Origin of the sequence: Oribacterium sp. KHPX15 (assembly GCF_900107835.1) — a bacterium.
Lineage (GTDB): Bacteria > Bacillota > Clostridia > Lachnospirales > Lachnospiraceae > Oribacterium.
The window spans coordinates 45,003-51,081 of the sequence record NZ_FNRG01000028.1 but is presented as its reverse complement, the minus strand read 5'-3'; the positions used below and the strand labels follow the sequence as shown (position 1 = coordinate 51,081).

Annotated in this window: 9 protein-coding genes and 2 riboswitches; all 9 genes read right to left on the bottom strand. The window is 40.1% G+C overall.

Translation table 11 applies throughout. The features are described 5' to 3' along the window. Positions 1–23: 23 nt before the first annotated feature. Positions 24–97: riboswitch (cyclic di-GMP riboswitch) on the bottom strand. A 109-nt stretch (positions 98–206) separates the two neighbouring features. Further along, a riboswitch (cyclic di-GMP riboswitch) is annotated at positions 207–280 on the bottom strand. Between the two features lie 307 nt (positions 281–587). Further along, the gene (locus BLV86_RS14240; RefSeq protein WP_090818799.1) at positions 588–1,343 is read right to left on the bottom strand and encodes a YdcF family protein; all 756 of its coding nucleotides are present in this window, start codon (positions 1,341–1,343) and stop codon (positions 588–590) included. A gap of 37 nt (positions 1,344–1,380) precedes the next feature. Then, the gene (locus BLV86_RS14235; RefSeq protein ID WP_090818796.1) at positions 1,381–1,986 is read right to left on the bottom strand and encodes an HD domain-containing protein; all 606 of its coding nucleotides are present in this window, start codon (positions 1,984–1,986) and stop codon (positions 1,381–1,383) included. Between the two features lie 15 nt (positions 1,987–2,001). Continuing rightward, entirely contained in the window at positions 2,002–2,511 is a 510-nt protein-coding gene (locus BLV86_RS14230) for a pyridoxamine 5'-phosphate oxidase family protein (RefSeq protein ID WP_090818793.1), read from the bottom strand. 29 nt (positions 2,512–2,540) lie between these two features. Then, positions 2,541–2,780 (bottom strand): HD domain-containing protein, encoded by a 240-nt coding sequence (locus tag BLV86_RS14225; RefSeq protein ID WP_090818790.1) that lies wholly within the window; start codon positions 2,778–2,780, stop codon positions 2,541–2,543. A gap of 59 nt (positions 2,781–2,839) precedes the next feature. Then, positions 2,840–3,499 (bottom strand): hypothetical protein, encoded by a 660-nt coding sequence (locus BLV86_RS18130; protein WP_207647477.1) that lies wholly within the window; start codon positions 3,497–3,499, stop codon positions 2,840–2,842. Positions 3,500–3,709: 210 nt separating this feature from the next. Continuing rightward, the gene (locus tag BLV86_RS14215) at positions 3,710–4,921 is read right to left on the bottom strand and encodes a diaminopropionate ammonia-lyase (protein WP_090818787.1); all 1,212 of its coding nucleotides are present in this window, start codon (positions 4,919–4,921) and stop codon (positions 3,710–3,712) included. A 21-nt stretch (positions 4,922–4,942) separates the two neighbouring features. Further along, positions 4,943–5,383, bottom strand: coding sequence for a GNAT family N-acetyltransferase (locus BLV86_RS14210; protein ID WP_175456570.1), 441 nt, complete (start codon positions 5,381–5,383; stop codon positions 4,943–4,945). 21 nt (positions 5,384–5,404) lie between these two features. Next, positions 5,405–5,569: a DUF6578 domain-containing protein gene (locus BLV86_RS18815; protein ID WP_330373143.1), complete on the bottom strand. Its 165-nt coding sequence runs from the start codon at positions 5,567–5,569 to the stop codon at positions 5,405–5,407. Between the two features lie 181 nt (positions 5,570–5,750). Further along, complete coding sequence (locus BLV86_RS14205; protein WP_090818783.1) at positions 5,751–6,077, bottom strand: hypothetical protein; 327 nt, start codon at positions 6,075–6,077, stop codon at positions 5,751–5,753. Between the last annotated feature and the right edge of the window lie 2 nt (positions 6,078–6,079).

Sequence of the window (6,079 nt, the reverse complement as noted above, 5' to 3'; positions counted from 1 at the left end):
GTTTCTCATTTTCTTTTCCTTTCAAGTGCAGCTGGCTGACCTTTCGGTCCCTGTAGCTTTGCGTCGCCGGATTTCTCCGGGTTTGCTATTTAAGTGATTTGGATAAAAAATTGGCACCGGGTTTTGTACCCTGTGCCAGTTAACCTAGAACCTTCTTGAATTAATTCTGATTCGAGAACTAACCTTCGGAGCTTGTGCTCCATGAAGATTGCAACTGGCTGGCCTTTCGGCCCCTGTAGTTTTGCGTCGCCGGATTTCTCCGGGTTTGCCCAACTAAGATCTAGGTTGGATCTTAGTTTAAAGAGAAGCGAACCTTTTTTTGGGTTCCTTTCTTTTCTCATCTCCTCTTTACAATACTAATTATACTATAAATTATTTAAATTGCAATAGCTTTAGTTAAAAATAATAAATTAATTTTGAATTTTAATTTGTTTATTACGTTCCTGTTTTTAAGTTTTTCCTTTCTAAACGTTTTCTTATATCCTAATCCCATAATTAAGACAATTTCAGTATATTTTTGCCCAAAATATCGTCATCAATTAAATGTTGCCGACAGCTTCAGGGTAATCAATCCTCATAAGGAACCTCTATCTCATCTTCCTTAAATCCCTTCCAATACCAAAGCATTCCCTTACCATGTTGTTTGGAAGGTACCAGGGTACTGTATATGCTGCTATCCCACAAACTTCGTATTCCGTATACCTTTTTGCCAGATGAATTCCCCGGAAGACATGGAAATTGTTTGTCACTATACCTATCCTTAGTGTATCATCGCTTGTAGATTGATCCATTATCTCTTTTGAAAACAATATGTTTTCAACTGTATCCCTGGCTTCTGTTTCTGCGATGATGCGCTCAGGAGCAATGCCTTTTGAAATGAGATATTCCTTTCCCCCGTCTCCTTCACTGACAGTCTCATTCTTCCCTATTCCACCGGATACAATGCAGATAGTATCCGGATTCTTTATGAGATAGTCATATGCAGCATCAAGTCTGAATCTGTAGATCGTACTAGGACTTCCACCTTTCATCTGCGCACCAAGGACAATTATGTAGTCAAGATTCTCTTCACCTTTATCATTGAAGTGACTTGCCATGGCAATAAAGCAGATGGTAAAGAATATTGCCGTTAATCCGATTATAATGTAACCTGCACATCTTATCCCAAATGGGATCTTCATCCACCTACCATTGCCTGAAAGATAGAATAATAGTCCGAAAATAATTGCACTGAATATCCATATCAAAAATGAGAATGTGCCACTTCCTACCATGTAGATACTGACAGAATAGATAAGGCTTAGAAGCGTGAATGCCAGAAACAAATATCTTATATAGTTCATTTCAATTTTTTCCTGTATTCCCCGAGAGTATTTCCCTTTATTGAGCCTGTCCTTCAGCAGCCATCTCTTTATTGATCGTGTCTTCACTTGCGGCCATAGCCTTAAGTGTCATGTCTAGGAGCTTGTCTAGCTCCCAGCCAAGCTGTTCGGCGCCACGTTCGATCACTTCTCTGGAACAGCCGGCAGCAAAGCCCTTGCTCTTATACTTCTTTTTCAGGGACTTTAATTCCATGTCCTTTGTGCTCTTTGATGGTCTCATAATTGCCGCAGCCCAGATAAATCCTGTAAGTTCATCTGCAGCAAACAGAACCTTTTCCATCTCATGTATAGGTTCCACATCTATTGTCACACCACAAGGTACAGTAATCCCATATCCATGTGAGCAGACAGAATGGATGATACCCTCATCTACCCCGCCTTCCCTTAGTAAGGATACCGCTTTAAGGCAGTGTTCCTCCGGGTAAAGTTCAAAATCAATGTCGTGGAGAAGTCCTACGATTCCCCATCGATCTTCTTCATCCTCATATCCAAGCTCCTTCGCATACCACTTCATGACTGCTTCCACAGTCAGTGAATGCTGGATATGGAACGGATCCTTATTGTATTTTTTCAATAGATCAAAAGCTTCTTCTCTCGTTATCATTTTCTATCCCCTTCCTTACAGTTCCAAATGCTGTCTTATTTTTACGTTTTCCTGTTTAAGCTCCGAATCAAGATAATCGAAACTCTTCGGAACTACCTTTATCAGATTCATGGCATCATGCATTTTCCTGATAGCTTCAACCGGAATCTTCTTATACTCAAGAATCTTCAAGTACTCATCTGAAAAAGGCTCTATCATCCAAGCTTTACCCTGTACCTGAAGCCCCTTCAGCTTTCCGAATCCATCATAAGCGTCGAAAATAGCAATGCTGACATTCTTATTATCTTTTAATGCTTTAAACTTAAGCCCGCCTTCCGACAAAAAGTAAAATGCTTCGTCTAAGAAATTATATTCGATCGGAGTACATCTTACGAAACCGTCCGAAGCCGTAGCCAGTGCACAGGTCTTTCTCTCACATATAAAGGATTCTATTCTTTCCTTCAGTTTCTCCCGTTCAAGTTTAGCTGAATCAGCATCCTTTTTTATCCAGTAATTTGCCTGTTTATCATAGTCAAGTTCCCACATTATATTCATCCTTTTTATAAAGAAAGAAGCTATAGAATATTCCCATTCTTTATATTCTTCTGCAAAATTTTATCAGTCACTTCCTCATAAAGCTTCTCTGAACCAAGCTTTGTCTTTTTCTGCCTTCCGTAAACCTTATCAGCTGTAGCCTTATGTTCTCTCCAGTCACCACCATCATTACTTTCATTTAGTAATAGCGGCTGTAGATTATCCATGGCATGAGCAAATCTTGATTCGGGAGTTTCATAAATAAAACCTTTCGTTGCCATGGACGGAAACCCACTTGCTTTAGCAGGTGGCCTTTAGGGAGACAGTACCCTTGCTTACTTTATTCATTTATATATCCCAGTTCGATATACAACTGATAATATTCATCATATAATCCACAGCAAGCATCCATTCCCATATTGGTGGAAAATGCTTTTTGCATAACTATCTCCCAACTACCATATTTCTCAAACATTTCATCAGGAGTAGGACCGTCCTCATGTCCATAAGTATCCATATTACTCTTTTTGAGCTTTTCAAGTCCCTCCGGATCATCTTTGTATGATTCAAGCCTGAGGCGGTTCTTTTCAGCTGAGACAGCTCTTGCCATTTCTTCAGTCGTTGCTCCTTCTTCCTTCATTTTGTATAGGATATCTGTCATTGAATCCAACGACTTATGATATTCTATGCGTTTTTCCCTTGCGTCAGCAACAAACTCAGGATCAGTCCAATCATACTCTGCATATTCTCCGAGACGTTTTGATTCCGGACTTGGTGAAAAACCGTATACTGCATCCGGATTATCAATAATGTCTTCCATTGCCTTTGCATTGTCTCTTGGGTCATGTTCATATTTGAAAGAAGTATTATCTGTTTCGTTCTTCTGTGACGATATAATGTTATCTATTAACGGCTCCGGAATCTCTAGTCCAGTACCGCAGCCACACAACAGGCTAATACTTATTAACGATATCCCAATAAACTTTATTATTCTCTTCATATTTACCGCCTAAAAAATCAACTAAGCAGAACTTTACAACAGTTACCAGTTACACTAATTCCTGAATTCATCCTTATCTTCCAGCTTACATAAAGAGATGCTTTCTACTAATTGAGAGTAAGATCATATCCTTCACTTATAAGGTAACATAAATGACGAGAGGCTGACCGCATATCCTTAACTACACATTCTGAAAAGTTCCTGTCATCCTCAGGTACATATCCTCGTTTTGCATTCATTGATCATCCCCCTGCCAAGGATTTTCTCATAGTTAACCGGATCTGTAGCTCCCTCAGTGTTGATGAGTAAAATAGCTGAGTTTTCGTCTATTTTCCAGAGCTTCCTTAGTTCCGAATCCTCAAGAATCTCCAGAAGTAATCCATATGTCACTGCACCGGATTCACCTGAAACGATGGCGGGATCTCCATTCTCCGGTAAGGCATAGGCCCGCATCCCTCTTTCAGTAATACAATCTTCACAAGCACAGTAGAATGAAACAGCGTCTCTGAGAACAGGCCATGTGATACTGCATGGTGTTCCACAATTAAGGCCGGCCATAATGGTCTCAGGATCACCATCAATTGAATGTGGTTTGTCATCAGCTATTTCCGCTGATAAATAAACACATGCGACGGTACTTGGTTCAGCGACAGTAATAATCGGTGGATCATCTTTATAGACGTCCATGAGATAGGCTGTGATTCCTCCTGCCATCGCGCCTACTCCTGCCTGCAGAAACACATGAGTCGGTTTCCTCCCTCCCATCTGTCCGATGATTTCCTGAGCCATTGTAAGGTATCCTTCAATGATGCAGCGGGGAGTCTCCTCGTATCCTTCCCAAGATGTATCCTGAACCAGAATCCATCCATTTTCTTTAGCAAGCTTCTTTGCAAGGGCAACTGTCTTATCATAATTTAGCTCCGTTATCAAAACGGAGCTCGCCCCTGCATTTTCAATCGCATGTTTTCTTGACTCAGCAGAGCCCTTCGGCATCAGCACATGTGACTTACATCCAAATAGGCTTGCGGCCCATGCAACACCTTTTCCATGATTTCCATCTGTTGCAGTTACGAATACAATATTCTCACATTGTTTTCGGATTATAGAATTATGGAAATCCTCGTAAACTGATGTCTCATGATCCATTCCAAAATAGTCGCACAGTATTCTGAAAATGGCATAGCTTCCACCAAGTCCCTTAAATGCATTAAGTCCGAATCTTGTAGACTCATCTTTTACTAGGATTGCCCCGACACCGTACTTCTCTGCAGTGGATGACAGGGACTTTAGTGGCGTTTCATTGTAACACGGAAGACTCCTATGAAAGCGGATGGCATTTTCAGCTTCATTCCTTGTAAAAAGAGAATCCTTGTACCCGTTGACTGTATATTTATTTTTTAAAATCCGAATATTGTTGTTCATCCTTACTGCATTATCTTGAATCTAAGTGTCTATCCTTATTAATTCTGAGATTGTTTTGTTTCTGTAGACCAGATCTTCTCTAACAGAAAATCCAACTTTCTCCCAGAATGCATTTCCATCTTTGTTTCTGTCAAAGACAACCAGTGCAACTTTGTTTATCCCATTTGCTTTAAGTGCATCCATAGCTGCCTCTACAAGCATCTTAGCGATTCCTTGATTTCTATACTCAGGTTTTACCGCTGTATGATAAATGAATCCGCGCCTTCCGTCGTGTCCTGAAATTATTACACCAATAATCTCATCAGACTTTTCGGCAACAAAGCAAGTATCAGGATTTCTATCGAGGTATTTAGCAATTCCGTCCTTGGAGTCATCAAGGTTATTTAGCCCCATTCCTGAACAAGAAAGCCATAACTGATAAACCTTTTCGTAGTCTTCTATTGTCATTAATCGTATTATCATATCTATTTACCAAACCACTGATTAGCTAATGGTATGTGCATCATAGGCGTATTCAAGCCCGTCTATATCGAAAGGTCGTATAAGTCTGTCTGCGCTGATAACATGCCATTCGATGGAGTCACCAATCTTAAAGGGAGTACCGCAGCATTCCATCTGCCATAGTTCATAGAAAACTTTTGTGTTTATGTTTATTTCTGATATTTAATCTGAAAATTACAGTGTGTGATAGTATGGGCAGATGTTCTCTTATCCATTTTTCATCAAGTTCCATTTAGTTGCCTCACTAAGGTCCCGGCCCACAGTAATCTGCAAACCGTAAACAGTTGTGTGTCTACTCCCATGTATCCGCCATAAACTGTTATTAGCGTTACTTTCCTTTTTTTCCTTTTTTATTATCTATCTTTTTTACGCTATCCTTCATAGCTTCGTTGGCTTCTTCATCCCAGACCGTCCTCTCCGGTCTTAAAGTACCGTACATTGTGTTTTCAAATGAATAGATCATTTTTGCAGTTCTTATCAGTCTTTCATTTTCAATGTCATCATTAAACGAGCCCAACCGTTTATAAATATAATGAGTGATTTCGTAATTGTACTGCTCCCTACCTTCACGACTGGTGTATATTATCTCTGCAAAGTACCGGTTCGTGTCTTTGTCATGGTAAGCAGTCCAGTTATTGCCCTGCTTTTTATTCACGG